Source organism: Paraburkholderia sp. BL6669N2, assembly GCF_003387275.1.
Lineage (GTDB): Bacteria > Pseudomonadota > Gammaproteobacteria > Burkholderiales > Burkholderiaceae > Paraburkholderia.
In genome coordinates, this window is sequence record NZ_QUNA01000002.1 from 3,451,802 (window position 1) to 3,478,520 (window position 26,719).

A 26,719-nucleotide genomic window follows, 5' to 3' on the forward strand; every position below is an offset into this window, starting at 1 on the left:
AGGCGCCGCCCTCCTTGCCTGTTTCGCCGCAACGATCATGCCGGGCCCGTGCGGCGGGCCTGCGCGGCCGCTGGCGCCTACTCGTGCGCGGCGTCGGCAAACAAAGCGCGGCGTAAGCGCGCCGCGCTTTTACAACCACCGGTAAATGTAAGACTTCGTCCCGCGCTCGCCAGCGCCGGCCTTACTCCGCCGGATGCGCCGCCGGGTCGGCGCCCGTTTGCGCCAGATCGCGCTGGATCGTTTGCAGGAGTTCTTCCAGCAAACCGATATCGAAAGGCTTGGAAAGCACCCGCAAATCGACGTGGCGCGCCCGGTCGAGTTCTTCGGCGTAGCCGGTCACCAGAATGACCGGCAGTTTGGTGTCGAATGCGAGCACCGCCTCGGCCAGATCGATGCCGTTCAGGGTGCCGGGCATATGGATGTCGGACAGCACCAGATCGAACGGCAGCGGTTCGCCGGTGCGCGCTCGCCGCGCGTGGGCGTCGTCGAACAGGCGCAGCGCGGTGTCGGCGTTGAAAACGCACGTGACCTGATGGCCCATCATCTGCAGCAGGGCTTCGGTGCCGGCGGCCACTTCCTCGTTGTCCTCGACCAGCAGAATGCGCAAGCCCGGCGGCGCGCCGTTCTCCTCGGCGCCGGAGTCCGGCGGTCCGTCGATCTCCGGCTCGGCTGTGGCGCGCGGCAGATAGAGACGCACGGACGTGCCCGCGCCGACTGCGCTGTCGATTGCGGCGAGGCCGCCGGAGCGCTCGCAGAACGCGAAAACCTGCGGCAAGCCGAGGCCCGTGCCCATGCCTTTCGGCTTGGTCGTGAACAGCGGTTCGAAGGCGCGGGCGAGCACTTCGGGCGCCATGCCCGCGCCGGTATCTTCGAGCGACAGTTGCACGAAGTCGCCCGTCAGCGGAAAGCCGTCTTCGTGCCGGAAATGGATATTGGTCGCGCGCACGGTGAAGCGTCCGCCGTTAGGCATGGCGTCGCGCGCGTTCACCGCAACGTTGATGAGCGCAAGCTCCAGTTCGGCGACGTCGACGCGCATCGGCCAGATCTCGACGCCGATATCGATCACCAGCGACACCTTCGCGCCGAGCGAGGCGCGCAGCAGATCGCGGCACGCCGGCAGCCAGCGTTCGAGCGACAGCGTCTCGTTGCGTAAAGGCTGCTTGCGCGCCACGCCGAGCAATTGCCGCGTAAGCGACTGACCGCTCTTGAGCGCCCGCTCCATTGCCGACAATTCGCGGTCCAGACCCGTTACGCCGCGCCGCCGCGCGATCTGCACATTGGCCGAGAGGATCATCAGCAGATTGTTGAAGTCGTGCGCGACGCTGCCGACCAGCGTGCCCAGCGCTTCCATCTTGCGCGACTGACGATACGCGGATTCGATCGACCGGCGCATGGACGCTTCGGCCTGCCAGCGTTCCCACGCTTCCTGTTCGGCGCCGAGGCGGCGCAGCGACAGCCAGATCACGCACCACAACGCGATGGACGGCGAGAACATCGACAGGATCAGCACGCCGAGGTGCCGATACCACGCAGCCCAGATCGCCGAGGCGCGATAGCCGCACACCACGTACACGGGATACGAACCGACGTGGCGGAAGGCAAGGATCAGATCTTCGCCGTCGACATTCGAATGCATGCGCACTACGCCGGCTCGTCGCCCCTGCGCGAGGGCTTCGGCGAAGGGCGTGTGCGGCGCCATGGCGGTCGGCTCGCGCGGCGTGCGCGGATAGTGCGCGAGGATCGAACCGTCCGCGCGCACGAGGCTCATGGTCATCGGCGTGCCGTTGCTGCTGCCGGTGCCGCCGAGCAGTTCGCGGTAGAACGCGTCGAAATAGCTCGGCCGCAGCGCGACCGAGACCACGCCGTCGAACGAGCCGTCGGCGCCGGGCCGTTCGACGCCCATGTTGAACACCTGTTCGCCGGCCACGTGCCCCGTCATGACCTTCGACACGTGCTCGAGGTCCTTGCCGTCGCGAATGCCGACGAAATCCTCACGCTCGCCAACCGAGATGGCCGGCGACGGCAGGTAGCGGCTGCTAGCGAGCAAGGCGCCGTCGCGCCCGAAGATCGACACGGCCGCCACTTGCGGATAGCCGCCGCCCATGACGCGCAGCTTCTCGTGAATGGCGGCTTCGCGGGCTCGAATGCCGTCATCGTCGAGCCCCTCGGTCAGATCGACGATACGCGCATCGAGCGTCTCGTTCATGTCGAACACTTTCAGCGCGTGTTCTTCGGCGATCCGCACGGTGCGCAGCGTCATGTCGGTGGCGTCGGCATCGCGCGTGCGCAAATCGCTAGTAGCCATGGCCGCGACATACACGCACGGCAGGACGATCGCCACGATCAACAGCGCGATCAGCGTAATGCGCCGCACATGGAAGTTCTGTTCCGGCACGGCGGGGAACAACGCCTCGTCCTGCCGGCTGGCGGCAAGGCGGCTCGCGGGCGGCGGTTCGAACCGGTCTGGTGTCATTGTCGTTAAAGCGAAGGTCGTTCGGGACGCAGAGGCCGGGAGTCAGCATCATACGAGAAGGATAGACACGGAGCGGCAGTAGAAGCTACCCGCGGCAAACGGACTGCCGCGCGGCTTCTTTCAGCCGCCGGCGACCCGCTGCTTATTTGTCTGCTTTAAAACAGCGACGAATCGAGAAGCGCAAACGTACACAAAGGCATGGAAACTGGAAATTCCTTCTGAATCTACCAAAATATTTTCATAAATAGAATTTAATGAGAAAATCTCTTTAATGAAAGTGGAATTGGCGAGTTGCCTTTCCGCCGTTTTGCTTCGAGAATCAGCGCCATGATAAAAATGCGTCCGCCATGTTCGGACGCATCTGCCGCGAGGGCACCCAGCCAAACCATGCGTACCACGCGTGGCGGAAGGCGTTCGCGGAATCACATGCGCGGCAAGGGACCAGCCCGATCCACGAAGCCGCGCGGATTCATCTACGGGGTAGGCTTCGAACATGCCGGTCATCGCCGTCGTCCACCGTGCGCGTACGCTTTCAGGCGTGCCAGCCGGTTCCGTGCACCGCGCCGCGCCGCGGGCGCTCCCCGCTCGCCTGCAATCCGCATTTCAGCAAGCTTCAGCCCGCTTCGCCGCCGGCCGACAGACATCGCGCTAAAGAACCCGCCTCGATCCGCCGTTAACGCGAATGAGCTAATTCCGCTTTTCGACCCGCCCATGCCTTTGCCTATTGTGATCGCCGATGATTCATTGCTTGCCCGCAAAGTGCTCACCAAGGCATTGCCGCCGGGCTGGGACGTCGATGTGTCTTACGCGTCGAACGGGCGCGAGGCGCTCGCTCTGTATCGCGAGGGCAAGGCGTCGGTGATGTTCCTCGACCTGACCATGCCGGACATGACCGGCTATCAGGTGCTGGAAGCGCTGCAACACGAGGATCTGAACACCTTCGTCATCGTCGTTTCCGCCGATGTTCAGCCGATGGCCCAGTCGCGCGTGCGCGCGCTCGGCGCCGCGGCGTTCATCGCTAAGCCCGTGACGCCAGAGGCGCTACTACCCATCCTCAAGGAGTACGGGTTGCATGGCTGAGCCAGTCCTCAACGAAGATCAGCGCGACGCGCTGCAGGAGGTCGCCAATCTGGCGATGGGCCAGGCCGCGACGCGTCTGGCGCGACTCCTCGATGCGTTCATCGAATTGTCGGTGCCGCGCGTGAAAGTGGTGGCGGTCAGCGAGGCGGCGCAGACACTGCGGGAGATGACCGGGATCAAGGACACGGTGAGCGCGGTGCGCCAGGGTTTCCGCTCCGATATCAAGGGCGAGGCGCTGGTGATCTGCCGCAGCGACAGCGTCGAGCAACTGTGCGCACTCGTCAGCGATCCGTATTCGCGCTCGGCTTACGAGGCGGTGAGCCAGACCGAACTGGTGTTCGACGTGGCCAACGTGCTGACCGGCGCCTGCGTGTCGTGCATTCTGGACCAGCTCGGCCGCACGCCGGTCTTCTCCGCGCCGGGTCTGCTCGGCGAAGCCATGACGCTCGACGAAGTCTTCCAGCCGGGCGTGCTGCAGTGGGAAGTGGCCTTGCTGGTCGAAGTGAATTTCGCGCTCGAAGACCAGAGTTTCCGCGCGCACCTCGTCATGCTGATGGCCGAGGAGTCGATTCGCCACATGAACAGCGCGCTCGACGCGCTGCTGTCGAGCCTATGAATGTGCCTATGGAATCGTTGAGCGATCTGGTGGTCGAACGTGTCGGCTTCGGCATCTTCGTGTTGGACCGCGACATGAACGTGCTCATGTGGAATCGCTTCATGCAGGATCACAGCGGACTGACGCCGGACCAGGTAGTCGGCAAGTCGCTCTTCACGCATTTTCCGGAACTGCCGCGCGTGTGGCTGTCGCGCAAGATCGAAAGCGTGTTTCAACTCGGTAGCTTTGCATTCAGTTCGTGGGAACAGCGCCCGTATCTTTTCAAGTTCGATCACGACCGGCCGATTACCGGCGGCGTCGATTTCATGCAGCAGGACTGCACCTTCATGCCGCTCATGCGTGAGCGCGAAGTGGTGGCCGTGTGCGTGACCATTTCCGACGTCACGCACGTGAGCATCGTGCAGCGCGAACGCGAGGAAGCGGTCGCGAAGCTTCAGGAGTATGCCGATCGCGACGGCCTCACGGGCATCGCCAACCGCCGTTTCTTCGAAGCGCGCCTGCACGACGAATACACGCGCTGGCAGCGCTACGGCGGCGATATGTCGGTGCTGCTGTTCGATCTCGACCATTTCAAGAAAATCAACGACCAGTTCGGCCACGGTGTCGGCGACACGGTGTTGCGCGTGATGGCGCAGCGCGTCGCCGAAGTGGTGCGGGCGCAGGATACCTTCGGGCGCTTCGGCGGCGAGGAATTCGCGTTGCTGCTGCCGTGCACGCCGCTCGACGACGCGATGCGCGTCGCTGAAAAGATCCGCTGCACGATCGCCGACACACCGGTCGAAGTGCAGGGCACCAGCGTGCCGGTGACGGCGAGCGTCGGCGGTGCGTCGGCGCGGGTCGGCGTGTCGTCGTACGAAGTGCTCATCAACGAAGCCGATGCCGCGCTCTACAGCGCGAAGCGGCAAGGTCGCAACCGCTCGGTCGCGTTCGTGTGACGACCTCGTACGGCAGCGGCGTTGCACCTCGCATGAGGCGCGTTTCGAGCCTTGCAGCAAGCCGCCTGAGGCACCGGCCCAGCGCCTCCAGGCTTCCTTCGGGCCCCATATCCGCCGACGAAACTGCGGCATCTCACAAACGTTGATATACTTTTCGCCGTTTCCGGCCTCCCAGCCGGGCGTTTCGCGCGTGTCCGCGCGCGCGTGCCGCCAGCCCTGCGGGTGGCCATCAAACTTCTTGAACGCCTTTCAGCGGGCGCCTCCAGCGGAGATCGTCTTGGCTGTTTCCAATCTTGTCGTGGACGATACAGAAATCGACGCCGCTGCCGCCACATCCGGCAGCTCGTTCTATCTCGCCATGCGCATCCTGCCGGCCGCGCAGCGCGATGCGATGTATCAGGTCTACGCTTTCTGCCGCGCCGTCGACGATATCGCCGACAGCGACCTGCCGCGCGCCGAACGCGCCGCCGCGCTCGAGCGTTGGCGGGCCGATATCGACGCGTGCTACGCCGGCGCGCCGCGCGCTTCGCTGCGCGCGCTCACGCGGCACATTCACACGTTTCACCTGCAACGCGAAGATTTCCACGCGATGATCGACGGCATGGCGATGGACGCCGCCGAAGACATCTGCGCCCCCGATGAAGCGACGCTCGACCTCTATTGCGACCGCGTCGCCAGCGCGGCAGGCCGTCTATCGGTGAGGATATTCGGGATGCAGGAAGAGCCCGGCCGTTTGCTCGCGCATCATCTGGGCCGCGCGCTGCAGCTCACCAACATCCTGCGCGATATCGACGAAGACGCCGGCATCAACCGCTGCTATCTGCCGCACGAATTGCTGGCGCGCGAAGGCATCGCGGTGACGAATCCCGCCCAGATCGCCGACGACCCGTCGCTGCCGCGCGTGTGCGCCACGCTCGCCGAGCGGGCCAAGGAACACTTCGCCGCCTCCGACGCGATCATGGACCGCGAGCCGCGCAACCATGTGCGCGCGCCGCGCATCATGTCGGGCGTGTATCGCCTGCTGCTCGAACGGACGCTGGAACGCGGCTTCGACATTCCGCGCACGAAGGTCAGCAAGCCGAAGCTCCGCATGCTGTGGATCGTCGCGCGTTACGCGCTCTTCTGAACTGATGCAAAAGCTCGTACATGTGGTCGGCGCAGGCCTTGCCGGCCTGGCCGCCGCAGTGCAGCTGCAGCGGCGCGGCGCGCACGTCGTGCTGCATGAAGCGGCTGCTCAGGCGGGCGGCCGTTGCCGTTCGTACTACGATGCCAAGCTGGGCTCGACGCTCGACACCGGGAACCACATGGTGGTGTCGGGCAATGCCGCGACGCTTAACTACGCGCGGGCGATCGGCGCCGCCGACGAACTGGTCGGCCCGTCCCAGCCCGAGTATCCGTTCGTGGATCTGGCCACGCGGGCGCGCTGGACCGTGCGCCTGTCGCCGGGACATCTGCCATGGTGGGTCTTCGACCCGAACGCGCGCGTGCCGAACACCGGGCCGGCCGATTATCTGGCGCTCGCGCCGCTTCTGCTGGCGAGACCAGGACGCAGCGTCGCCCAGACCATGCGTTGCAACGGTCCGTTGTGGGACCGTCTGCTGCGGCCGCTGTTTCACGCGATGCTGAACGTCGAGCCGCGCGATGCGTCGGCGGAACTGACGGGCGCCATGGTGCGCGAAGCCCTGCTTGCCGGCGGCCTCGCGTGCCGGCCGCTGGTGGCGCGCAACGGGCTGGGCAGCGCGTTCGTCGATCCGGCGTTGCGTCTGCTGCAACATGGCGGCGCGGCGATCAGGCTGGGTTCACGCCTTGACGGAATCGTCTTTGCCGCCGACAACCGCCGCGTGCAAACGCTGCATTTCGCCGACGAAAGCGTCACGCTCGACGCGAACCATGCCGTGATTCTGGCGGTGCCGCCGGACATCGCGCAGACCCTCGTGCAGGGATTGCGCGCACCGACGCGCTTCGCGGCGACCGTCAACGTGCATTTCGCGGTCGAGCCGCCGTTTGGTTTGCCGCAGGTCACCGGGTTGCTCAACGGCACGGCAGAGTGGCTGTTCGCCTTTGAAGGCCGCTTGTCGGTGACCGTGAACGGCGCTGAGCGCCTGCTCGACACGCCGCACGACGCCCTCGCCGCCACCGTCTGGGCCGAAGTGTCGCAGGCGGCCAGTTTGCCGGTCGCGCCGATGCCGGCCTGGCAAGTCGTCGTGGAAAAACGTGCGACCTTCGCCGCGCTGCCGGATCAGGAAACGCGGCGGCCCGGCACGCGCACTCGCTGGAATAACCTGATGCTCGCGGGCGACTGGACGGCTACCGGCCTGCCCGCGACGATTGAAGGCGCGATCCGCTCCGGCCAGAAGGCCGCGGATACGTTGCTGAATGAACCGATGGAACGCCGATGAACGATTTATCTCAAGCCCAGCCGCTGGACACCGTCTTGCCCGATTTCGCCCACGCAGCGCCGAGCGCGCCCGCGCCGATTAGTGCGGGCGAAGCGCCGGCAGCGTCGCTCGACGCCGCGATCACACGCGCGACCGATGCGATTCTCGCCGCGCAGAAGCCGGACGGCCACTGGGTCTACGAACTCGAAGCCGACGCGACGATTCCCGCCGAATACGTGCTGCTGGTCCACTATCTCGGCGAAACGCCGAACGTGGAACTGGAACAGAAGATCGCCCGCTATTTGCGCCGCATCCAGTTGCCCGACGGCGGCTGGCCGCTGTTCACCGACGGCGCGCTCGACATCAGCGCCAGCGTGAAGGCGTACTTCGCACTGAAGATGATCGGCGATCCGGCCGACGCCGAGCACATGGTGCGCGCGCGCGAGGCGATTCTCGCCCACGGCGGCGCCGAAACCGTGAACGTCTTTACGCGCATTCTGCTCGCGCTGTTCGGCGTGGTGTCTTGGCGCGCGGTGCCGATGATGCCAGTCGAGATCATGCTGTTACCCATGTGGTTCCCGTTCCATCTGTCGAAGGTGTCGTATTGGGCGCGTACGGTGATCGTGCCGCTGCTCGTGTTGAATGCGAAGCGGCCGGTGGCGCGCAACCCGCGCCGTGTGCGCATCGACGAACTCTTCCGCGGTGCGCCGGTCAACACCGGCCCGCGCGATCGGGCGCCGCATCAGCACGTCGGCTGGTTCCGGTTCTTCAGTGGCGTGGACGTACTGCTGCGCGCCGTCGACGGCTTGTTCCCGAAGGCGACGCGCGAGCGCGCGGTGCGCGAAGCGGTGGTTTTCGTCGATGAACGGTTGAACGGTGAAGACGGTCTCGGCGCGATTTTCCCGGCCATGGCGAATTCGGTGATGATGTACGACGTGCTCGGTTACCCGGCCGATCATCCGAATCGCGCGATTGCCCGCCAGTCGATCGAAAAGCTGCTCGTTATCAAGGATGACGAAGCATATTGCCAGCCGTGTCTGTCGCCGGTGTGGGATACGTCGCTCGCGGCGCATGCGTTGCTCGAAACCGGCGAGGCGCACGCTGAACGGGCCGCCGAACGCGGACTTGCCTGGCTGCGTCCGCTGCAGATTCTCGATGTGCGCGGCGACTGGATTTCGCGCCGTCCGAATGTGCGGCCGGGCGGCTGGGCGTTCCAGTACAACAACGCGCATTACCCGGACGTCGACGATACGGCGGTGGTCGCCATGGCAATGCAGCGCTCGGCAACGGTAACGCAATCGGACGTCGATCGCGAAGCGATTGCGCGCGCCCGCGAATGGGTGGTCGGCATGCAGAGCAGCGATGGCGGCTGGGGCGCGTTCGAACCGGAAAACACACAGTACTACCTGAACAACATTCCGTTTTCCGATCACGGCGCCCTGCTCGATCCGCCGACTGCGGACGTCTCGGGCCGCTGCCTGTCGATGCTCGCGCAACTCGGCGAACTGCCGCAGAACAGCGAGCCGGCGCAGCGCGCGTTCGACTACATGCTGAAGGAGCAGGAATCGGACGGTAGCTGGTATGGCCGCTGGGGCTTGAACTACATCTATGGCACGTGGACTGCGCTGTGTTCGCTGAACGCTGCCGGCCTGCCACACGACGACCCGCGCATGAAGCGCGCGGCGCAGTGGCTCCTGTCGATCCAGAACGAAGACGGCGGTTGGGGCGAGGGCGGCGAGAGCTACAAGCTCGACTACCACGGCTACGAGCGCGCGCCGAGCACGGCGTCGCAAACCGCGTGGGCTGTGATGGGTCTGATGGCGGCCGGCGAGGTGAATCACGAAGCGGTGGCGCGCGGCGTCGCCTACCTGGAGCGCGAACAGCGCGAGCACGGCCTGTGGGACGAAACCCGTTTCACCGCGACCGGTTTCCCGCGTGTGTTTTATCTGCGCTATCACGGCTATCGCAAGTTCTTCCCGTTGTGGGCGCTGGCGCGCTTCCGTCATCTGAAGCGCAACGGCCTCACGCGCGTCGCGGTCGGGATGTGACGGATGCCGCTTTCCCCCAGCCTGTCCGCCGATAACGGCCGCAGTCGCTTGCCGGTGATCGTAGTGACCGGCATGGCGTTCGAAGCCCGCATCGCGCGCGGCGAAGGCGTCGAGGTCGTCTACGCGGCGCGCGCCGATCTGCTGGAGCGCGCGTTGAGCGCGGCGGTCGACCGCGGTTGTTCGGGTATCGTCAGTTTCGGCACGGCGGGCGGTTTGGCGCCGGATCTGGAGCCGGGCTCGCTGATCGTCGCTGATGCGGTCGAGGGACCGTTTGGGCGCCTCCCGACCGATCGGCTATGGTCGGACAGGCTCGTGGCCGCACTGGCCGTTGGGCCACTCTCTACGCGTTTGCGGCGCGGTCTCATGGCGGCCGTCACCGCGCCTCTCGTGAGCGCGGGCGATAAGGACGCGCTGCATCGCTCGAACGGCGCTCTGGGGGTGGATATGGAATCGCACATCGCCGGGGCGAAGGCTGCCGCGCACGGCGTGCCGTTTGCCGTGTGCCGCGCGATTGTCGATCCGGCGTGGCGCACGCTGCCTTCTGCGGCAACCGCCGGCCTGCGCGATGACGGCAGCACAGCGCTGGGGCCGATTCTGCGGGAATTGATGCGACAACCTTCACAACTCGGCGCGCTGATCCAGCTTGCCGTCGATGCCCGGGCGGCGCGCCTCTCGCTGGTCCACGCACGGCGTGCGATCGAGGAAGCGGGCGCTTTTCGCATGGCTACCTCCTGAAAACGCGTGCGGCTGCGGACCTTTCCCTTTTATTCAGCAGGTATTGAAATACTAGGGAAAACCCTTATCTTTGGTATAGTGTCAGTGTTAACCCTAGGTCGTGCGCAAGGCGTGCACGCCTGGGCGCCTCGAACACGGAGTACCAAATGAATTTTCACACCAGAAAGTGGGTCAAGCCCGAAGATCTGAACCCGAACGGCACGTTGTTCGGCGGCAGCCTCCTGCGCTGGATCGACGAAGAAGCCGCGATCTACGCCATCTGCCAGATGGACAATCAGCGGGTCGTGACCAAGTTCATGTCCGAGATCAATTTCGTCAGCTCGGCGCGGCAGGGCGACATCATCGAACTCGGAATGACAGCCACGCATTTCGGCCGCACGTCGATCACGCTGCGCTGCGAAGTGCGCAACAAGATCACGCGCAAAAGCATCCTGACCGTCGAGAAGATGGTGTTCGTCAATCTGGACGAAAACGGTGAGCCGGCGCCTCACGGACGTACGCAGATCCGTTATGCGGACGAGGCGTTTGCCCGCTATCGCGAGAATTCGCGGCCGGTGCCGCAAGGCGCGATTGCCGTTGAAGAGGAGCAGGTTGTGTCGCGCGGCGAGGTGGATAGCCTGCATTGAACCGGTTGAATGGCTCTAACGCAGGTGCGGCGCATTGCGGGCCGAAGCGGTAAGCGGTGATTCGTCCGCTGCTGTGCCAGCGTCGAGTCCGGCTTTACCGGGCGTCCGTTCCGGGCGCCCAGTCCAAAATCCCAATACTTATTGCGTCACCGGTGCTGAAGCCGGCTGCGTGCTGTCGGCCGGCGCGGCGGGCGGCGTCGGTGCGGGCGTGCCCGAAGCGCCGTTGGGCGCGGCAGCCGGCGCGGTCGGCGTCGAACCTGCCGCGCCGCTCGCGGGCGTTTCGCCTGGATCGCTGTAGTTGGGCACGCCTGCCGGTGCGCCCGTGGCGGCGCCAGAGGCGGCCTTCGGTGCTTCCGCGGCGTCGCCCGGATCCGCGTAGTTCGGCAAAGCACCTGCGGCGGGCGCGCCGGCTGCGGGTGCCTCCGAGGCGCCGGAATCGCCCTGATCGTCATAGTTGGGCAGCGGCGCTGCGTTGTCGCTCGTGCCGCGCAGACGGGCACGGCGTTGCTGCGTATAGGCATCGCGCACGAATGAGTACTTGTCCAGCGCAGCTTGTTGCAACAGGTCCGACGCACCCAGCAGGTCTGAACGCACGCTCACGAACTGCAGCACGTAGAGCGGATTGCGCACCGCCGGCTCCATGTAGTTCAGCGGGTTGAACTTCACGTCGACGATCAGCCCCATGCTGTCACGCACCGTGCTCGGCCCGAACAGCGGCAGCACCAGGTACGGACCCGACGGAATGCCCCAGTGACCCAGCGTCAGGCCGAAATCCTGATGGTGCTTGGGCAGCCCGGCAGGCGTCGCCCAATCGAGCAGGCCACCCAGTCCGAAAGTCGAATTGAACGCGAAACGGACGAAGTCCTCGGTCGCGTCGGTGAACTTCAGCTGCAGCAGCGCGTTCGCGGCGTTGGTCAGATCGCCAAGATTCGAGAAGAAGTTGCTCACGGCGGTGCGCAATGGTTGCGGCGTCACCTTCTGGTAACCCTTCGCCACTGGAACAGCGACGTAGCGATCCACGCCGTCGTTGAAACTGAACACGGCCCGGTTCATCGGTTCGAACGGGTCGCCGGGTTTGCGGTCGGGGCCGGTGGCGCAGCCGGAGATCAAACCGGTGGCGACGAGCGCCAGCGCGGCGTTACGCAGCTTCATGCTTATATTCCTTTTTGCTTCGCGCGACGTGAGCGCGGCTTGCCCATCAACACGGGTTGAAACACCACTGCGCCGACCAGTGTGCAAAACAGCGAGAGCGCCAGCAAGCGCCCCATGCTGGACGTTCCCGGATGGTGCGACAGCCAGAGGCTGCCGAACGCGGTCGCCGTGGTCGCCGCGCTGAACAGCACAGCGTGCGTCAGGCTCGACTGCAGAAGGCCGGTTTGACCGTGGCGCCACGCCATCACGAAGTAGATCTTGAACGCTACGCCGACGCCGAGCATCAGCGGCAAAGCGATGATATTCGCAAAGTTCAGCGGCATGCCGAATACCACGCACAACTCGAGCGTCACGAGTGCGGATACCAGCAGCGGAACCAGCGTGCGCAACATGTCGCTGACGCGCCGCAGCGCGATCCACAGCAGGATCGCAATCGATACGAGCGCGTAGCCCGCGGCCTGCAGGAACGCCTTGATGATGGTGTCGGCGGAATGCAGGATCGAAATCGGCCCGCCGATCGCGCCCGGCTCCGCTTTCTTCACCGCGTGCGCGAAATGCGCGAGCATGACATCGTCGTTCGGATCGGTGCCGGGTTTCACCTTCGGCGCGATGTCCACGAGAGCGCGGCCGTCCTTCGAGACCCAGCCCTTGGAGATTTCCTTGGGCAGATTCTCGCGGGTGATCGCGGTGGGTTGCAGCAGGTTGGCCAACTGCTTCAGCGCGATGCGCAACGTGTCCGACATTGCGGTTTCGGCGCGGTCGCGCGTGGCGGCATCGGTGGCGGCCAACTTCTGCAACGTGGCGGACAGATGCTTGGCTTCCGCGGCGCCCGGCCCCGGGTGATCGTCGGCGGCGAGCGAGAGCTGGTTCGACGCGCGCTTGAGCGCGGCGACGCGCACGGCGTCCGTTGCCTGTTGCGCGGGCTGTTGCTGCAAGGCGGGCAATAGCTGCTGCGCGGCGCTTGCGATCAGCATCAGCTTTTGTTGCTGATCGGCGGGCACGAAGGTGTCGAGCGTGGTGACGCGGCCTACTTCCGGCAACGCACGCAAATGGTCGGCTATGCGGTCGGCGTCGGCGAGCGAGGGCGCCAGCACATGCACATTGTTGACCGCGGCCTCCGGGGAATCCTTGAGCGACAACAACGTCGCCATCGACTCCGTATGCGGGTCCTTCAAATGCAGCGGGTTGAAGTCGAAGCGCAGATGCGTGAGCAACGGCGTGGCGCCGATCACGACAATCAGCGTGCCGATCAGCACCGGCTTGCGATGATGAGCGAGGAAATCGTCGACCGGGGCGAGCTGCTTGAAGCCTGGCGAACCGGCTTCGCCGGGCGGCCGGAAGATTTTCAGCAGAGCCGGCAGCAGCGTCATGTTGGTGAAGTACGCGACGAACATACCGACGCCCGCGATCTCACCCAGCTCGGACACGCCGCGGTAAGCCGTCGGCAGGAACGAGAAGAAGCTCAGCGCGACCGCGACCGCGGCGAGCGTGAGCGGCACGCCGATACTGTGCGACGTGTGCATCAGCGCAGCGGAAAGCCGGTTGTCGCGATTGCGCTCCTCGCGATACTTAACGCCGAACTGCACGCCGAAATCGACCCCGAGCCCGACGAACAGCACCATGAAGGCGACCGAAATCATGTTGAGCGCGCCCACCAGCATCAGGCCGAGCGCCGCGGTGATCGCGAGCCCGACGAACAGCGTGATGAACACGGCGACGATCATGCGGCCCGAGCGCAACGCCAGCCACAAAATGATCAGCACGACGATGAAGGTGCCGATGCCGTTGAGCACCGCGCCGTCCTTGACCGAAGCGAACTCTTCGTCGGCGAGCGGCTGTTCGCCGGTCAGACGGACGGTGGCGCCGTAGCGCGAGTCGAGGTGCAGCGCGGCGGCGGTGTCGCGGATCGCCTTCGACGCCGACGCGCCCGGCTCGAGCGCATCGTAGTTCACGACCGGCTGCACGATGACGAAGGCGCGCGCCGGCTCGGCGGCCGCGCTCTTGTCGACCAGCGCGCGCCACGAGAAGGCGGCCGGCTGGCCGGCCAGCACGCGGTCCAACGTGGTCGCGCTTTGCGACAGCAGATGGCTCATGTCGCCGAGCTTCACCTGGCCGAGTTGAAGCGGCAGCAACAGGCTCGTGGTCAGCGTGCCGGCAAGGCCGGTCAGGCTCGGATCGTGGGCAAGGGCATTGACGAGCGGGCGGGACTGGACCAACTGCGAGGTGGTCGACATGACCTCGTCGAGGGACGGGAACAGCAGGCCGTTGTGTTCGAAGAACGGGCCGCCGGCCGGCTGCGAAACCGCTACGAATTCCTTGGGATCGGCCTTGAGGGCGGTGGTCAGGGCTTGGGCGGCGGCGTCGGCGAATTCCGGCGCGCGCGCTTCGACGACCACCAGCACGGTTTGGCCGCGATCCGGGAAGGCCACGTCCACGGCATGTTCGAGCGCCGACCATTGCTTGTCGTTCTCGATGAGACGGCTGATGTCCGTGTTGATCTTGAAGTTATAGGCAACGTAGAAACCGCTCAGAACGGCGAGCACGAGCGATAGCGCGACGATCCGCATTGGATGACGCACTGAATAGGCGACGAGACGGACAATAGATGACTTCAGCATGTAGGCGAAATTGGCCTTATCACGGTTGTTGTTTTTGACGAAAGTGCACAAGTATACAGAGACGGAGCGGCGAGCCCCCGGTTCGGTAGCAAGTGCGGCTCCCGCACACGCTCATCGGGGCGGGAACGCAATCTCGGTATACTGGTCTATCCTGCTTTCGCCGCGTGCTTGCAAGCCCGGCGGCGCTTACTTCTTTCAGGTTCTGTCGAACGTATGAAACGTTATCTGTCTGCTTTTCTGGCTGCGGCCGTGGTGTCCACTGCGGCATATGCGCAAAGCGCGCCCGACGCGGTGGTAAAAAGTGCTGTCGAGGGCACGGTGGCGGCGATGAAGGCCGACCCGCAGGCGCGCGGCGGCGACATGGCGAAGATCACGCAACTGGTCGAGTCGCGCTTCCTGCCGGCCACGGACTTTCAGCGCACCACGCGCATCGCGGTCGGCAAGGCCTGGTCCACCGCGACGCCCGACCAGCAAAAGCAACTGTACGAGCAGTTTACGCTGCTGCTCACGCGCACTTATGCGGCCTCGCTGTCGCAACTGCGTGACCAGGACGTAAAGTTTAAGTTTGCCCCGGTCAACGTGCCGGCCGGCGCCAAAGACGTGGTCGTGCAATCCCACGTGCTGAGCAATGGCGGCGATGACGCAATCGACTATCGCATGACCAAAGATGCCGCAGGCTGGAAGGTCTACGACATCAACATGATGGGCGCGTGGCTGATCCAGGTGTATCAGACGCAATTCGCCGATCAGATTGCCAAAGGCGGGATCGACGGGCTGATCAAGTTTTTGACCGCTCACAATGCGCGTAGCGCTGGGTAGCCGTGGGTAGCGGTTGATGGCCTACACGTCGCAACGTGTGAGGCACGAGGCATAAAAAAGCGCGGTGGCTGAATGGCCACCGCGCTTTTTTTGCATACACGACAAAGGACGGCGTGAGGCCGCCCCTTCGACGCTTAGGTTGCAGCCGTCGCCGTCTGCACCTTCTTGCCCTTGCCCGACACCTTGATCTCTTCCAGCTTGATCTCGACGTGGCGGGAGAAGACGTACTCGGCGGGACGTTGCTTGTCCAAAGGAATGTCCTTCGTGAACGCGCCCGAGGTTTTCGGACCGCGCACGGCAACCTTCAGCGCCTTCAGCGGATGCGTGACCGTATCCATCACGGCGGTCGCTTCGAAACCGCAGTGCACCATGCAGTCCGCGCACTTCTCGTAGTTACCCGTGCCGTACTTGTCCCAGTCCGTGGTTTCCATCAGTTCCTTGAAGGTCTTCACGTAACCTTCGCCGACCAGATAGCACGGCTTTTGCCAGCCGAACACGGTACGCGCGGGGTTGCCCCACGGCGTGCATTCGTATGTCTGATTACCGGCCAGGAAGTCGAGGAACATGCTCGACTGGCTGAACGACCAGTTCTTGCCGTTGTTGCCGCGCTTGAAAATTTCGCGGAACAGGTGCTTGGTCTTGTCGCGGTTCAGGAAGTGCTGCTGATCCGGCGCGCGTTCGTACGCGTAACCCGGCGAGACGGTGATGCCGTCCACGCCCATCGGGCCCAGCGTGTCGAAGAACGCAGCGACGCGTTCCGGCACGGCGTCGTTGAACAGCGTGCAGTTGATGTTCACGCGGAAACCGCGGCGCTTCGCTTCCTTGATGGCGGCGACAGCCTTGTCGTACACGCCGTCTTGCGACACCGAGTGGTCGTGCGCCTGCTTGTCGCCGTCGAGGTGAACCGACCAGACGAAGTACGGATTCGGCTCGTAGTCGTCCATCTTCTTTTCCATCAGCAGCGCGTTCGTGCACAGGTACACGAACTTCTTGCGCGCCATGATGCCCTTCACGATCTGCGGCATTTCCTTGTGCAGCAGCGGTTCGCCGCCTGCGATCGAGACCACCGGCGCATTGCATTCGTCGACGGCTTCAAGGCATTCTTGCAGCGACAAACGCTGATTCAGGATGGGATCCGGATAGTCGATCTTGCCGCAGCCATTGCAGGCGAGGTTGCAGCGGAACAGCGGCTCCAGCATCAGGGCGAGCGGATAGCGTTTGTTCCCGGACATATGCTGACGCATGATGTATGCGCCGACCCGGACTTTCTGTAGCAGCGGAATAGACAAGACGTCCTCCTTAAACTTCGCGTGCAGCGAGTGGTTGCATCAGCTTCGATGGCAACTTGAATTCGACTTTTTCTTCACGGCCCGCCATCGTCGTGACATCGACAGGCCCCAATGCGCTCAGCGCATCGATTACGTTCTTGACCATCTCTTCCGGCGCCGAAGCACCGGCCGTGATGCCGACGGTCTGCACATTCGCAAACCATTCCGGCTTCACTTCCGAACCGTCGGCGACGAGATAGCTCGCCACGCCGCTTTCGCTGCCGATCTCGCGCAGCCGGTTCGAGTTCGAACTATTGGTTGCGCCCACCACCAGCAGCACGTCGACCTCCTTGCTCAACTCGCGCACCGCGGCCTGGCGGTTTTGCGTGGCGTAGCAGATGTCGCGCGTATCCGGACCAACGATATCCGTGAAGCGGCGCAGCAGCGCGTCGATGATGCCGCGCGTGTCGTCCACCGAGAGTGTGGTTTGCGTGACATAAGCGAGCGGTGTGTCGAGCGGCAGATCCAGATGCGCGACCTCGGCCTCGCTCTGCACCAGCAGCACTTTGCCCGGAATCTGGCCGATCGTGCCTTCCACTTCCGGATGCCCGGCGTGGCCGATCAGTATCAGCGTGCGGCCGGCGCCGACATACTGGCGCCCCTGCACGTGCACTTTGGTGACCAGCGGGCAGGTCGCGTCAAGCACGTCGAGACCGCGCGCTTCGGCATCGCGCTCAACTGTCTGAGCGACACCGTGGGCACTGAAAATCGCCACGGCGCCTTGCGGCACTTCATCGAGTTCCTCGACGAAGCGCGCGCCTTTCTGGCGCAGATTGTCGACCACGTGCCGATTGTGAACAATCTCGTGGCGAACATACACGGGTGCGCCGTGTTGCTGCAACGCGCGGTCGACGATCTCGATTGCGCGAACAACACCCGCACAAAAGCCGCGGGGTTGGGCAAGGATGACTCGCATAAGTTGGCGAACTCCGACTGACGCGGGTTTCGAAGAAGTCGGTAACTATGACTTTATCGCCGCGATCATCTAATTAGTTGACGTCTTGAGCCCCGGCGACGTGCCGGTACAGCAAAACCAAACGCGCATTCTAACGCTATCAGCCGGGCTTTGCTTTGGCGGCGCCCGGCGGCTGTCGGTCGGGCGTCGCAACAGCGGAACGGCGCCCGGCGCGGCAAGCATCGGGTACGGCAATGCGGAAGCGGTAATGTTTGCAAGCTGCAGCGGTTTGACGGAACCCTTAAACTACGTAGTCGCGCGGCGCCTGGTGCCCGCATTACAAAAGGGTTTCGAGGCTCGCTGGATGGACGTCGATCAATACGAAAACTTTCCGGTCGCGAGCGTGTTGCTGCCCAGGGCGCTGCGCGCGCCCATCGGCATTATCTATCAGGTTGTGCGCACGGCGGGCGACATCGCCGACGAAGGCGATTGGAGCGCAACCGAGCGGCACGCCCGTCTCGCCGACTTCCGCGCCGGCCTCGGCGCGGTAGCGGAACAACGCGCGGCGCCAGTCCATCCGCTGTTGTTCGACAAGCTCGCCGGCGTGGTCGCGCAGTATAAACTGCCGCTCGCGCCGTTCTACGATCTGCTCCAGGGGTGCGCCCAGGATATCGACGCCGGCCGTTTCGCCGACCGCGCCGCGCTGCTCGACTATTGCCGTCACTCGGCCAACCCGCTCGGGCATCTGATGCTGCATCTGATCAACGCGGCCACGCCGGAGAATCTCGCCGAGGCCGACGCGATCTGCACGGCGTCGCAGTTGATCAGCTTCTGGCTGGACGTCGCCGCCGACTGGAAAAAGGACCGCGTGTACCTGCCGCTTGCCGATATGCGGCGCTTCAACGTGACCGAGGCGCACATTGCCGGCGGAGTTGCCGATGAAGACTGGCGGGCGCTCATGGCGCACGAAGTGTCGTTCGTGCGCGAGATGCTGGTGCGTGGCGCGCCGCTCGCCTTGCGGATTCCGGGCAGGCTGGGCATCGAGTTATGCGGTGCCGTTCACGGCGGCCTACGCTTTCTCGAACGCATCGAGAGCGCGGGCTACGACGTGTTTCACGAGCGGCCGGTGCTCAATACGTTTGACTGGTGCGTGGTCGCGGCCCGCACCGTGGTGATGTGGCTGTCGCGTCGCGTCGGCGTGCAAGCGCGTTCAATCGAGGGTAATGCTTAATGGCGGTGGTTCTGTTTCTTCTGTCGTGTCTCTCCTTGCTGATCTGGTGTGTGCTGTTGTTCGCGCGCGGCGGTTTCTGGCGCGCGCGTCCTGCTGCGCCGCTGACCATCGCGCCGCGCGCAGCGTGGCCGGCCGTGGCCGCCGTGGTGCCGGCCCGCAATGAAGTCGATGTGATCGCAGAGGCGGTGACCACGCTGCTTCAGCAGGACTATGCGGGCGACTTCCACGTGATCGTCGTCGACGACCACAGCACCGACGGCACCGCCGACGCCGCTCGCGCAGCGGCCTTGCAGTTGCAATGCCCGGACCGTCTGACCGTGTTGAGCGCGAAGCCGCTGCCGCCCGGTTGGTCGGGCAAGGTGTGGGCGCAGTCGCAAGGTATCGAGGCCGTGCGCACGCTCGGCTTGTCCGCGGACTACCTTCTGCTGACCGACGCCGACATCGGCCATCCCGCCGACGCGGTCGCGCAACTCGTCGCGCGCGCCGACGCGGAACGGCGCGATCTCGTCTCGCTGATGGTGCGGCTGCGCTGCGATTCGTTCTGGGAAAAGGCGCTGATTCCCGCCTTCGTATTCTTCTTCGCCAAGCTGTACCCGTTCTCGTGGGTCAACAACCCGCGCAATCGGACGGCGGCGGCCGCGGGCGGCTGCATGCTGGTGCGCCGTAGCGCGCTGGAAGAAGCAGGCGGCATCGAGTCGATCCGCGCGGAGCTGATCGACGATTGCAGCCTCGCCGCACGCATCAAGCATCGCGGCACGGGGCGTCATCCGATCCGGCTGGATGTGGCGGCGCGCAGCGTGTCGCTGCGTCCGTACGATAGCTGGCGTGAGATCTGGAATATGATCGCGCGCACGGCTTTCACGCAGCTGCGCTACTCGCCGCTGCTGCTGGCGGGCACGTTGGCCGGCATGACGATCATCTATCTGATGCCGCCGGTCGCCGCGCTGGTGCTCGGTCCGACAGGCTGGCCCGCGTGGCTCGCGTGGGCCGCCATGTGCTGCGCGTATGCGCCGATGCTGAGCTATTACCGCCGCTCGCCGTTGTGGGCGCCGTTTCTGCCGCTGATCGCGTTGTTCTATGTCGGCGCGACGTTTGCGTCGGCGGTGCGTTATTGGCGCGGCAAGGGCGGACAGTGGAAGGCGCGGGTTCAGGCGCCGGTGCAGGAACGCTGAAGCGAACGGAGTTGGAAATCGCGGAGGAATGCAAAAGCGGCGCTCGGGCGCCGCTTTTTTACTTGGTGAGCATCATGTAAAGCTGGATCACCATGTCGGGCGAAAATGTGAACGGCACCCAGCCGTGGCCGGTGTGGCGCATGACCAGCAGACGGTCGCCGTTCGACTGTTTCTGCACCGCCATGACCGGATTCTTGGTGGACACGAAGCGCCAGCCCGGCGGAATGCCCGGCGGCGGTTCCGGCGTCATCGACGCGCGCGCGTTCGACAGCTCCTCGATCAGTTGGCCGATCTGCTCCGCGCGCAATGCGACGGTCTGGCCGCCGATCGTCATGGTGATCTCGTTCTGCGCGGGGCGATTGATTTCGAGCGTGGGCTGAAGCTGCGGGGCCGGCGCCTCGCCTTCGACGACGGCCGCCTCGGTCTCAGCCGCTTTCGCAGTGGATTCGGACGCGACCTGATCCGCGGATGCAGACGCTGGCGGCGCGGCGTTCTCTGCGGGTGTCTCGGGAATGTTTTCGGCCAGCGGGGCCACGACAGCCTGAATGAGCTGATCGACGCCCATTTCCAGTGCGCCGAGCTGTTCGTGAAGATTCATGCGAGCTTTTCTCTGGTAAGACCCACGATTTTAACTGCTGCGCGTAGGCTTTTACCTGTCGCTAACACAGTGACGTTGTAACAAAATGCTTGCGGCCGAGCCGGCTTGCGGGACACAGCCGCTTGTTCATGCAGAGACTACTGCTTCAGATAGCCCGCTTGCCTGAACCAGTCGAGCGCGTCGCTCAAGCCCTCGCGATAGGGCCGTGCGCGGTAGCCGAGTTCGCGTTCCGCTTTCGCCGACGTGAAGTACATCTTGTTCTTCGACATTTTCAAGCCGTCGATGGTGACGAACGGTTCGCGTTTCGTGATCTTGGCGACTGCTTCGGCACCCATGGCCAGCGGATAGAGTGGCCAGCGCGGCAGACTCAGCGTCGGCGCCTTGCGGCCTGTCAGCGCTGCAATATCCGCGAGCATCTGCTGAAGCGGCAGATTTTCGCCGCCGAGAATATAGCGCTCGCCGATCTTGCCGTGTTCGAGCGCGAGGAAATGGCCGGCCGCGACGTCATCCACGTGCACGAGATTCAGGCCCGTGTCGACGAACGCAGGGATCTTGCCGAGCGCCGCTTCGACGATGATGCGTCCCGTCGGCGTCGGCTTGACGTCCCGCGGTCCGATCGGCGTGGAGGGATTGACGATCACCGCCGGCAAGCCGTCTTCGGCAATCATCCGCTCCACCGCGCGCTCGGCCAGCACCTTGCTGCGCTTGTACACGCCGATCGCCTGATCGGCTTTGAGCGGCGAGGTTTCGTCGGCGGACTGGCCGGAACTGGTCACTTTCAGCGTGGCCACGCTGCTCGTGTAGACAATGCGCTCGACGCCTTCCTTCAGCGCCGCCCGCATGGTCGCTTCGGTGCCTTCGAGGTTCGAGCGCTCGATCTCGCTCGGGTCAGGCGCCCACAGCCGATAGTCGGCGGCCACGTGCAGCAGATAGCGCACGCCGCGCAGCGCGTGGCGCATCGACGCTTCGTCGCGCATATCGCCGATCACGATTTCCGCGTCCAGCGACTCGACGTTCTGACGCGGACTCGTGGCGCGCACCAGCACACGCACCTTGAAACCCTTTTGTTGCGCGATGCGCGCCACCGACGAGCCGACGAAACCGGAGGCGCCGGTCACGAGCACGAGATCGCGATTCTGTTCGGTCATTCTGTTTCCATTTCCCGCGTGACAGTCGACGGATTGTACGTGGCGCGCGCGCCGTGTGTCGCGCCGGCGGTCCCCTGCGAACAACCAGATGCGCGCTTTGCCGTGCACGCTCGCCGGGACGCGACTAGAATGCCGGCTTGAAAGTATGCGAAGAGAGGACGGCATGGCCCCGGATCTGGATCAGCGGATCGAAACGTATTACGTGCGCGTGCGCGGCACCGTGCAGGGCGTCGGTTTTCGCCACGCGACCGTGCGGCAGGCGCATGCGCTCGGTATCAAGGGATGGGTGGCGAATCTCGACGACGGCTCTGTCGAAGCGATGTTGCAGGGCTCGGCCAACCAGGTCGACCGGATGCTGTCGTGGTTGCGTCACGGGCCGCCGGCGGCGCGCGTGACCGAGGTGGCCGGCGAAGAGCGCGCGACCGAAAAGCGTTACGAACGTTTCGAGCAGCACTGAGCGGCAGCGCGTAGAACGCGCGAATCACGCAAAACAAAAGGCGGCGCGCCATCATGCGCGATGGCGCGCCGCCTTGCCGTGTTTGCGTGACTGCGCTTCGGTCAGCGGCCCAGCGCGCTCAGCGCGCCAGCAGCAGACTCTCCGCAAAGCCCCATTCGTCTTCGATCCATTGATGGCTGCACAGGAAGCCGGCGTCGTCGGCAATCGCGGGCATTTCTTCCGCGCGATATTTGTGGCTGCTCTCGGTCCAGATCGTTTCGCCCGCCTTGAGCGACACCGTCAATTGCGCCGCGCCCACGTGGGCGGTGATGTCGCGCTTGGCTCGCAGATGCATTTCGATGCTGCGCGCGTCCGGGTTGAAGCGCGCGACGTGTTCGAACGCCTCGAGCGGAAAGTCGCCGTCGAGTTCGCGATTGATGCGCGCCAGCAGGTTCAGATTGAACGACGCGGTGACGCCGATCGAGTCGTCATAGGCGGCCACCAGGACGGGCGTCGGCTTGATCAGGTCCGTGCCGAGCAGCAACGCGTCGCCGGGAGCGAGCATGTTGCGGATATCGCGCAGGAAACGTGTTGCCGCGAGTCTGCCGAAATTACCGATCGTACTGCCAAGAAACAGCACAAGTAACCGCTCGTCCGACGCGCGCTGCTTGCTCACTTCAGCAAGGCCGGCCAGGTAATCGCGTTCATAACCGACAATCGAAATGCGCTCGATGTCGCCGAGTTCGCGCCTGCACAACTGCAATGCACTGCGCGAAATTTCAATCGGACAGTAAGAAGTAGGGCGCTTTTTACACAGCGCTTCCAGAATGCGCCGTGTTTTGCGGCCGCTGCCGCTGCCGAGTTCGGCGACCGTCACGTCATGTGGCAAGTGCGCGACGATGTCCGCGGCGTGTCTGGTAAGCAGGCGCTCCTCGGCGCGCGTCACGCCGTATTCCGGCAGCACGGTAATCACTTCGAACAGCGCGGAGCCCACTTCGTCATACAGATACTTGGACGGCAACTCTTTCTGCGGCGTATGGGTGAGGCCGGCGCGAACGTCGGCGGCAAAGGCGGAACGTAGGTCGGGCGATGCGTCGTGCGATAGGGCTGGCTGGGTCATGCTGTCTCCAGTAGTCACATTCGATGAACGGGATGCTGCCGGGCGGCGGCACGCGAGATGAACGCAGTTGAGGCGTGCCGTGGAGAAGAAGGTCGGGCTCGGTCCGTAGGACTGTCATCGCCGGCCTGGCTCAGGGATGCTGCACATGCTGTCCCCGAGGGGACGTCCTTCGGGGGCGTTGCGAACGGTAATGCAAGCAGCGTCGCAAGACTAGGTAGCAAGATTCGCGCTTCAGCCGCTTGGCGCGAAATGATGTGAGGCGTTGCCGGTGAAAAGACCGGCGTGGTTGGCCGCACATGAAGTTATGTTCTAGTCCATCGACGCGTGATGCGCACGGAATAATTTCGGCTGATTGTTGACAGTGCGCGGCACCTACGCGAAGCCGCGAACGGATAACCCGTCTAGAATGCCGCCTTCATATCGTTTATCGAAAGCAAAAAATACAGTGCTGGACACGCGCTGCCCGCCTATGAGATTCCATTTCCAATGACAACAACGAATGCCGGGCGGCTGCATGCTGCACTGCAAACAACCTCGCTCGCGCACGCGCTGGTGTCGCGTCTCGAAGCGACTGCCCAACGGGGCGCTCGATGAATCAGTATGCCCTGAAGCGCGGGATCGCGTTGTCGGTGTGCGCGACCACGACCTTTGCATTACTGTCCGCTTACGCAACCCTGCTCGCGCCGCTAAGCGGCCTCGACATTTTCGCCTGGCGTGTCGTCCTGACCGTGCCGGGCGCGCTGTTGCTGGTGGCATTGAGAAAGCGCCTGCCCATTCTGCGGCAACTTCTTTACCGCATGGTGACCGCCCCGAAACTCGGCTTGGCGATGATCGTGAGCGCGGCGTTGCTTGGCGCGCAACTGTGGGTATTTCTGTGGGCGCCTCTACATGGCCGGATGCTCGAAGTCTCGCTCGGTTATTTTCTCCTTCCGCTGGCGATGGTGCTTGTCGGGCGCTTTTATTATCACGAGCGTCTGGACCGTTTGCAGTGGCTCGCTGTTGCGTGCGCGGCGGTCGGTGTCGGTCATGAACTGTGGGTGACGGGCGCATTTTCGTGGCCGACCTTGCTGGTTTCGCTCGGCTATCCGCCGTATTTCGTTTTGCGTCGCAAGATCAATCACGACTCGCTCGCGATGTTCACCGTGGAGATGGCGCTACTGTTGCCGCCGGCAATCGTGCTGGTTTTCAACGGCGGCTCGCTGGCGATGATCGCCGGCCATCCGGATCGGTGGTGGCTACTGTTGCCTGGCCTCGGCGCGCTGAGCACCATTGCGCTGGCGTCGTATCTCAAGGCGAGCCGGTTGTTGCCGGTCGCATTGTTCGGCATTCTCGGCTATGTCGAACCGGTGTTGCTGGTGCTGATCTCGATCACGTTGCTAGGTGAAACGCTGAGCGTCGCGCAGTTGGCGACCTACGTTCCCATCTGGATCGCGGTCGCGCTAACGGCACTGCATAGCGTGCGCCTCATTCGTCTCGCCCCGAACTGAGCGGGCTGCGCCGCGGCGAATGAGCAGTCGACGAAGCGGCGGCGCGCTCTAGTGATGCGCGGCCGTACGATCGGCGTTGAGACGCGTCGGACCGGCTTGCGCTTCGATCGCTGCGCGCAGTGCGGGCCGCCAGCCGAAGCCGAACAACGCTTCGGCCAGCACGAACAGCGGTCCGATCAGCAGGCCGATCACATCATCCACAAAGGCAGGCTTGCGATGTTCGTAGGCAACGTGCCCGATGAACTGAAACACCCAGCCAACCAGAAAAAGCCCGACGCCGATCACGAGCCACATGAACGTGGATTGTGTGGCGGTCCACTGGCCGAACGCGACGCAGAGCGCGGACACGAAGGCCATCATCACGCCGAGCGGCACGTCGAGCACGAGGTAATACAGCGTGGCCGCGACGAATAAAACCCACGCCGGCGATAGCGTTAGCGGCCAGGCGTCGACAACGAAAGCCGGCCGGCTCAACAATACCGCCAGGGCCAGCACGATCATCGGAATGCCGATGAAATGCGTGGCGATATTGCGCCGGTCACGGTGGTAGGCCGCGTATTGCGTAAGCTGTTGCGTCAGCGTTCTCATGGATGCCGCTCCTCTGTCAAAGTCAGCATAATCGCGGGCAGCGGAATTTGAAACCATCGGGTAGCCGACAATCGGGCACGAGCGCCGTTCTATGAATGCGAGTTTCCCATCGAATGAGCTTGCCGCGCTGCTGGGACGCAGCGCGTGGTTTCGCACGGCGCCGGCTGCCATGCAGGCGCAGTTGATCGAAGTGGGACGTGTCGAACGGCTCGCCGCCGGGCAGCGGCTGTTCACGCGCGGCGATTCCGACGACGGCATCTATTGCGTGCTCGACGGCCTGATGAGAATCGGCGCGGCCAGTTCGGCGGGCAAGGAGGCTTTGCTTGCCGTGATCGAGCCGGTGAACTGGTTCGGCGAGATCGCGCTGTTCGACAACCGGCCGCGAACCCACGACGCGTATGCCGAACGCGATTCCGAGCTGTTTCATGTGCCGCGCGCCGCACTCGTCGCGCTACTGGAACGCACGCCTGCTTATTGGCATCTGTTCGGTTTGCTGTTGACGCAAAAGCTGCGTCTTGCTTTCGACGCGATCGAAGAGGCCGCATTGCTGCCTGCGGCGCAGCGCGTGGCGCGCCGCTTGTTATTGATGGCGGGTGGTTACGGCGAGCCCGGTGCATTGCGGCGCGTGCTCAAAGTCCCACAGGAAGATCTCGCGATGATGCTGGCGTTGTCCCGGCAAACGATCAACCAGGTGCTGAAGCAGTTCGAAACGCAAGGCGCGCTGAAGCTCGGTTATGCGGAAATCGAAATTGCCGATGTGCAGAAGCTGGCGGCATTGGCTGAGTTGAATCCCGTGGGGGATTGATCGCGACGAGTAGTCCGCGAGACGCTGCAACGCGCCGATCAAATCCCTGAGAACATGGTTAGCGCGCCATCACGGCCGCGCTGCGGCGCCTCAACGGTCCGATCATCGCGGCGGGAAGTGTCGCGATCAGTGTGTGCAGTGTGAAGTCGAGGTCGTCGGGAGCGATGTCGAGTTGCACGCGAATTTCCTGGCGAACCGCCTGCGTGGCGACGACATAAACACCGAGAGGAGAATGGAGCAGGGCGCGAAGCTGGGTGCCGGGGAGCTCCTGCGGTCGGTGAGGCAGAGTTATCTGCAAGCGCACGCGTGCCGCGAGGAAGGGAATGACGTTGTTGCGCTGAACGTGCGGCTCGTTGAGCGGGTGAATAGAGAAACTGTCGATTGATTGTGTGAGAGCCATGTGATGCGGCGTTCATCGACGCCATGGTTGA

At 64.1% G+C, this 26,719-nt stretch carries 25 protein-coding genes; 14 read left to right on the forward strand and 11 right to left on the reverse strand.

Translation table 11 applies throughout. From position 1 onward, the window contains the following. Positions 1-181: 181 nt before the first annotated feature. Positions 182-2,473 carry a hybrid sensor histidine kinase/response regulator gene (locus B0G80_RS37970; protein WP_116122781.1) on the reverse strand — a complete coding sequence of 764 codons (2,292 nt, stop codon included), beginning with the start codon at positions 2,471-2,473 and terminating at the stop codon, positions 182-184. A 120-nt stretch (positions 2,474-2,593) separates the two neighbouring features. Then, positions 2,594-2,977: a hypothetical protein gene (locus B0G80_RS45540; RefSeq protein ID WP_147309975.1), complete on the reverse strand. Its 384-nt coding sequence runs from the start codon at positions 2,975-2,977 to the stop codon at positions 2,594-2,596. 207 nt (positions 2,978-3,184) lie between these two features. Between B0G80_RS45540 and B0G80_RS37975 the strand changes: the two genes are divergently transcribed. The 8 genes from B0G80_RS37975 to B0G80_RS38010 all read left to right on the forward strand — a co-directional run bounded on the left by B0G80_RS37975 (position 3,185) and on the right by B0G80_RS38010 (position 10,891). Beyond that, positions 3,185-3,553, forward strand: coding sequence for a response regulator (locus tag B0G80_RS37975; RefSeq protein ID WP_106281486.1), 369 nt, complete (start codon positions 3,185-3,187; stop codon positions 3,551-3,553). After that, positions 3,546-4,169: a chemotaxis protein CheC gene (locus tag B0G80_RS37980; protein ID WP_116122782.1), complete on the forward strand. Its 624-nt coding sequence runs from the start codon at positions 3,546-3,548 to the stop codon at positions 4,167-4,169. The genes B0G80_RS37975 and B0G80_RS37980 overlap by 8 nt, the downstream gene beginning before the upstream one ends. Beyond that, a complete protein-coding gene (locus B0G80_RS37985) occupies positions 4,166-5,104 on the forward strand; it encodes a diguanylate cyclase (protein ID WP_116122783.1) in 939 nt (312 codons plus the stop codon). The genes B0G80_RS37980 and B0G80_RS37985 overlap by 4 nt, the downstream gene beginning before the upstream one ends. A 277-nt stretch (positions 5,105-5,381) precedes the next feature. Further along, complete coding sequence (gene hpnD / locus B0G80_RS37990; protein ID WP_116122784.1) at positions 5,382-6,230, forward strand: presqualene diphosphate synthase HpnD; 849 nt, start codon at positions 5,382-5,384, stop codon at positions 6,228-6,230. 4 nt (positions 6,231-6,234) lie between these two features. Further along, positions 6,235-7,503 carry a hydroxysqualene dehydroxylase HpnE gene (gene hpnE, locus B0G80_RS37995; protein ID WP_116122785.1) on the forward strand — a complete coding sequence of 423 codons (1,269 nt, stop codon included), beginning with the start codon at positions 6,235-6,237 and terminating at the stop codon, positions 7,501-7,503. Continuing rightward, complete coding sequence (shc, locus tag B0G80_RS38000; RefSeq protein WP_116122786.1) at positions 7,500-9,530, forward strand: squalene--hopene cyclase; 2,031 nt, start codon at positions 7,500-7,502, stop codon at positions 9,528-9,530. Before hpnE ends, shc begins: the two co-directional genes overlap by 4 nt. A gap of 3 nt (positions 9,531-9,533) precedes the next feature. After that, positions 9,534-10,265 carry a phosphorylase gene (locus B0G80_RS38005; protein WP_116122787.1) on the forward strand — a complete coding sequence of 244 codons (732 nt, stop codon included), beginning with the start codon at positions 9,534-9,536 and terminating at the stop codon, positions 10,263-10,265. A 146-nt stretch (positions 10,266-10,411) separates the two neighbouring features. After that, the gene (locus B0G80_RS38010; protein ID WP_116122788.1) at positions 10,412-10,891 is read left to right on the forward strand and encodes an acyl-CoA thioesterase; all 480 of its coding nucleotides are present in this window, start codon (positions 10,412-10,414) and stop codon (positions 10,889-10,891) included. 138 nt (positions 10,892-11,029) lie between these two features. Here the strand turns inward: B0G80_RS38010 and B0G80_RS38015 are convergent, their stop codons facing one another. Both B0G80_RS38015 and B0G80_RS38020 read right to left on the reverse strand, forming a co-directional pair. Further along, on the reverse strand, positions 11,030-12,043 hold the full coding sequence (locus B0G80_RS38015; protein WP_116122789.1) for a VacJ family lipoprotein: 1,014 nt from the start codon (positions 12,041-12,043) through the stop codon (positions 11,030-11,032). Between the two features lie 2 nt (positions 12,044-12,045). Beyond that, positions 12,046-14,661 (reverse strand): MMPL family transporter, encoded by a 2,616-nt coding sequence (locus B0G80_RS38020; protein WP_116123883.1) that lies wholly within the window; start codon positions 14,659-14,661, stop codon positions 12,046-12,048. A 213-nt stretch (positions 14,662-14,874) separates the two neighbouring features. Between B0G80_RS38020 and B0G80_RS38025 the strand changes: the two genes are divergently transcribed. After that, positions 14,875-15,480, forward strand: a complete 606-nt coding sequence (locus tag B0G80_RS38025) for a phospholipid-binding protein MlaC (RefSeq protein ID WP_106281473.1) — start codon at positions 14,875-14,877, stop codon at positions 15,478-15,480. Positions 15,481-15,614: 134 nt separating this feature from the next. Here the strand turns inward: B0G80_RS38025 and hpnH are convergent, their stop codons facing one another. Then, positions 15,615-16,769, reverse strand: a complete 1,155-nt coding sequence (hpnH, locus tag B0G80_RS38030; protein WP_106281471.1) for an adenosyl-hopene transferase HpnH — start codon at positions 16,767-16,769, stop codon at positions 15,615-15,617. 10 nt (positions 16,770-16,779) lie between these two features. Further along, positions 16,780-17,724, reverse strand: coding sequence for a 4-hydroxy-3-methylbut-2-enyl diphosphate reductase (ispH, locus tag B0G80_RS38035; RefSeq protein WP_106281469.1), 945 nt, complete (start codon positions 17,722-17,724; stop codon positions 16,780-16,782). Between the two features lie 343 nt (positions 17,725-18,067). Here ispH and hpnC point away from each other — a divergent pair, with 343 nt between their 5' ends. Together hpnC and B0G80_RS38045 are read left to right on the forward strand one after the other, a co-directional pair. Continuing rightward, the gene (hpnC, locus tag B0G80_RS38040; RefSeq protein WP_116122790.1) at positions 18,068-18,934 is read left to right on the forward strand and encodes a squalene synthase HpnC; all 867 of its coding nucleotides are present in this window, start codon (positions 18,068-18,070) and stop codon (positions 18,932-18,934) included. Then, a complete protein-coding gene (locus B0G80_RS38045; RefSeq protein WP_116122791.1) occupies positions 18,934-20,106 on the forward strand; it encodes a glycosyltransferase in 1,173 nt (390 codons plus the stop codon). Before hpnC ends, B0G80_RS38045 begins: the two co-directional genes overlap by 1 nt. Before the next feature lie 58 nt (positions 20,107-20,164). Here the strand turns inward: B0G80_RS38045 and B0G80_RS38050 are convergent, their stop codons facing one another. Both B0G80_RS38050 and hpnA read right to left on the reverse strand, forming a co-directional pair. Further along, entirely contained in the window at positions 20,165-20,704 is a 540-nt protein-coding gene (locus B0G80_RS38050; protein WP_116122792.1) for a hypothetical protein, read from the reverse strand. A gap of 137 nt (positions 20,705-20,841) precedes the next feature. Further along, complete coding sequence (gene hpnA / locus B0G80_RS38055; RefSeq protein WP_106281463.1) at positions 20,842-21,852, reverse strand: hopanoid-associated sugar epimerase; 1,011 nt, start codon at positions 21,850-21,852, stop codon at positions 20,842-20,844. A 163-nt stretch (positions 21,853-22,015) separates the two neighbouring features. Here hpnA and B0G80_RS38060 point away from each other — a divergent pair, with 163 nt between their 5' ends. Beyond that, positions 22,016-22,309, forward strand: coding sequence for an acylphosphatase (locus tag B0G80_RS38060; RefSeq protein WP_012428825.1), 294 nt, complete (start codon positions 22,016-22,018; stop codon positions 22,307-22,309). A gap of 118 nt (positions 22,310-22,427) precedes the next feature. On the opposite strand, the gene egtD is transcribed toward B0G80_RS38060, so the two are convergent. Further along, positions 22,428-23,408 carry an L-histidine N(alpha)-methyltransferase gene (egtD, locus tag B0G80_RS38065; protein ID WP_116122793.1) on the reverse strand — a complete coding sequence of 327 codons (981 nt, stop codon included), beginning with the start codon at positions 23,406-23,408 and terminating at the stop codon, positions 22,428-22,430. Between the two features lie 590 nt (positions 23,409-23,998). Here egtD and rarD point away from each other — a divergent pair. Next, entirely contained in the window at positions 23,999-24,895 is an 897-nt protein-coding gene (gene rarD, locus B0G80_RS38070; RefSeq protein ID WP_116122794.1) for an EamA family transporter RarD, read from the forward strand. A gap of 48 nt (positions 24,896-24,943) precedes the next feature. Here rarD and B0G80_RS38075 read toward each other — a convergent pair whose 3' ends face one another. Continuing rightward, a complete protein-coding gene (locus B0G80_RS38075; protein WP_116122795.1) occupies positions 24,944-25,483 on the reverse strand; it encodes a DUF962 domain-containing protein in 540 nt (179 codons plus the stop codon). A 91-nt stretch (positions 25,484-25,574) separates the two neighbouring features. Between B0G80_RS38075 and B0G80_RS38080 the strand changes: the two genes are divergently transcribed. After that, complete coding sequence (locus B0G80_RS38080; RefSeq protein WP_116122796.1) at positions 25,575-26,288, forward strand: Crp/Fnr family transcriptional regulator; 714 nt, start codon at positions 25,575-25,577, stop codon at positions 26,286-26,288. Positions 26,289-26,346: 58 nt separating this feature from the next. Here the strand turns inward: B0G80_RS38080 and B0G80_RS38085 are convergent, their stop codons facing one another. Further along, positions 26,347-26,688 carry a hypothetical protein gene (locus B0G80_RS38085; RefSeq protein ID WP_116122797.1) on the reverse strand — a complete coding sequence of 114 codons (342 nt, stop codon included), beginning with the start codon at positions 26,686-26,688 and terminating at the stop codon, positions 26,347-26,349. Positions 26,689-26,719: the final 31 nt, after the last annotated feature.